Annotated in this window: 2 protein-coding genes; both read right to left on the bottom strand. The window is 66.9% G+C overall.

The window, feature by feature from the left end:
• Positions 1-119: 119 nt before the first annotated feature.
• Positions 120-1,139: an IS110 family transposase gene (locus tag Q1V71_RS04680; protein WP_300641212.1), complete on the bottom strand. Its 1,020-nt coding sequence runs from the start codon at positions 1,137-1,139 to the stop codon at positions 120-122.
• A gap of 675 nt (positions 1,140-1,814) precedes the next feature.
• Positions 1,815-2,070, bottom strand: a 256-nt coding sequence (locus Q1V71_RS04685; RefSeq protein ID WP_300641214.1) for a helix-turn-helix domain-containing protein, incomplete at its 5' end; no start/stop codon positions are given.

Raw genomic sequence — 2,070 nt, forward strand, 5'->3', positions numbered from 1 at the left:
ACGAGCGACCTGCGCGATCGGCTTGTTGGTCTCTTCGACGATCCGGACAGCTCCCTCACGGAACTCCCGGTCGTACTTCTTCCGCTTCTCTGGCATCTCGATCCTCATTGTCGATGCCTCTACGGTCCGGGGGGAACCTCAATGTTCGAGAGCCGTCGCTTGAGTGCACGCATGGCTTCCATCGAGGTCTTCCCGTCGTTTTTGCGGCGGTCGAAGTAGGCGCGTCCTTCGGTGTCGTTGCGCAGTTGGACGGTGGCCATGATGTGCAGGGTCCGGTTGATCTGCCGGTTGCCTGCTCGTGAGAGCCGGTGTCGGACGTTGTCGCCGGAGGAGGCGTCGATGGGTGCGGTGCCGTTCCAGGACGCGAAGTGCTCGCGGTTGGGGAACCGGGTGATGTCACCGACCTCGACCAGCAGCCGAGCGGCGCCGGAGGGACCGATGCCGTGCAGGTCCATCAGGCTCGTGCCGGTCGCGGCGAGCAGTTCCTTGAGCTCCTTGTCCGCGGCCTTCTTCCGCGCGTAAACCCGCTCCAGGTCAGCAACCAGTTCGGCAGCGACCCGGCGACGGGCCTTGCCCACGACGTCGCGGGGACGCACCCGGGCCAGCAGTGCCTTGGCTTGCGCGGCGGAGAGGTCCTTTTTCGCGCCACCGGGGATCAGCTCGAGCAGCAGCTGGTGGAGCTGGGAGATCATCCGCGTGTGGTCATCGCCCAGTGAGCTGCGGCGGTCGACCAGGAGCCGCAGGACCGCGAGCTGCTCGTCATGGACCACCGGACGCAGCCCCGCCATCCGGGTGCCGACCAGCGCGACGGAGTGGGCGTCGGTGGCGTCGGTCTTGCGGCCTTGACCGGTGGCGAAGACCCGCGCACGAGCAGAGAGCTTCGGCGGCACGTCGACGACCTCGTGCCCCTCGGCCAGCAACCGCAGCGCGACATGGCGTCCGATGCCGTTGCAGCCCTCGATGGCCCAGACCCGGTCCGGCCACCTGGTCACGTACTCCAGCATCGACTTGAAGCCGGCGGTGTCGGTGCCGAACCGGCCACCACCAAGGACCTCTTCATCGGCAGCCATCACCTCGATGGTCACCGACCGCTTGTGCGGGTCCATCCCGATCACAACCCGCTCGTCCGTTGCCTTCACTGACCAGTCCTCCTGCTCGATCCCTGACGGTTGTCGAGTCGGGAGGGCAACGCTGCTTCGAGCTAGGCAAACCCCTCTTGAGCCTCTCCTGACCCCTTGGCGACGCCCGGGCCGCGCAGGCCAAAAGAGAACCACACGACCAGCGTGGGCAGCCGATGAGAGAGCGACGGCCCGGACGCCTGAACCGAGCCTCGCCAGGCACCGGTCCTGAGGTCAATGGAACAAGCAGCCGATGAGCGGGCGGGGTGTGCACTGGGTGAACAGGGAAGGTCTTGTTTGATGGCTCTTCCCAGATGAGGGTGTAGGTCGGCCGGGCGCGTCGGTCCGCAGATAGACGTCGAGGTCTCCCGACGATGGAGGTCCTACGCCATCCATCCGAAAGACCTCGACGTGACCGACGCTACCCCGCCGGCCGGCTTCGGCCGCCCTGACCTGACCGCCTTCACGTCTCATCCCAATCGACCATGATCGAGTCTGCTGACCCCCTCGACTAGAACGCAGCGACATCACAGCCACCCAACCCCGACCGTCCGGGAAGCCGGGACACGTCACATGGCCTGTGCTGCGGGCGTGTCGAGTGGGTCGTCCAGGGCGCGACGCAGGAGCGTCGACGCGACGTGCTGAGAGGTGGTTCCAGTCGAGCACTAGGACACCGGCTACAGGCATGGCGATAGGTCAGGAACGGCGTCGCTCCCTGCGCAGGAGGGAGCGCAGTGTCTCGGCGTTCGCGTAGCCGACACGGAGCGCGATCTCGGCGGAGGTGAGGTCCGTGGTCGCCGAGAGGTGCCGCGCTCGTTCGATGCGAAGCCGTTGGACGAAGCCGAGCGGAGTGAGGTTGAGCGCCGCACGGACGCGTCGCTCGAGGGTGCGCCGACTGGTCCCGAGCGACTGCGCCACCGACGCGACGTTGAACGGTTCGTCCAGGCGGGCG

This window comes from Nocardioides sp. (genome assembly GCF_030149505.1).
Lineage (GTDB): Bacteria > Actinomycetota > Actinomycetes > Propionibacteriales > Nocardioidaceae > Nocardioides.